The 752-nt window shown below is 28.9% G+C and carries 1 protein-coding gene; it reads right to left on the reverse strand.

Annotated features, from left to right (window positions below):
* Positions 1-433 precede the first annotated feature (433 nt).
* Positions 434-752, reverse strand: a 319-nt coding sequence (locus EMN46_RS18670; protein ID WP_154202534.1) for a T9SS type A sorting domain-containing protein, incomplete at its 5' end; no start/stop codon positions are given.

The following is a 752-nucleotide window of genomic DNA, read 5'->3' on the forward strand; positions in this document are numbered from 1 at the left end:
AACAGAATTCACATAGAATTTTCAAAAAACTTAATTGACTTTTTAGGGTAAGCTCATTGCATATTAAGATGCATGGTAATGTATCTTAATATGAATTCAACTCCAAATTCACAATTCAAACTTATAGTTGGTGAAATCAAAATAAAATTCTGTTCTAAATTTCACCTTACATTGATTATTATAAAATAGAATTCTTAAAGTTTTCTTTTCTCTTAACACAATAAGTTTTTTATAGGAGGTAAGAAACGGATACTTGTTTTGTGTTGGATATTATAAGGCTGTTATTGTAGATTGTTATTGGAGTGTTTGTGGGTTTAAACAAAAAAATAAGTGTATCTCTTATTGATGAGGGATACACTTATTTAAATGATGGTACTTTATCGAAACATCATATTGTTCCGAATTTTTTTCTTTTGAATGCATGCTTTGAATTTTAGTTTTTATTCTCGGCTATTTGCATCGTTTCGTTTGATACATCTAACTTTTTTGATCTCACAATAAACGGCTCTTCAATTCTTGTATTATCTCCTACTAATACTAATGAATAATCGCCATCAGATAGGTTTGATAAATCAAATAGTTTTTGAGTGTTAGTTTCAGCTTCGATCGTTTCGCTATAAAAAACGTGACCAGTGTAGTCGTAAACTTTCAACTTAAGGTTTGAATTACTTGTATTAAATACTGATACAATAGAATAGTCTGTGTTACGATACTTGTTGATAGTAAGGTTTCCACTTGCAAATACTGAGCTT

Source organism: Ancylomarina sp. 16SWW S1-10-2 (assembly GCF_009669305.1).
In the GTDB taxonomy this organism is placed as follows: Bacteria; Bacteroidota; Bacteroidia; order Bacteroidales; family Marinifilaceae; genus Ancylomarina.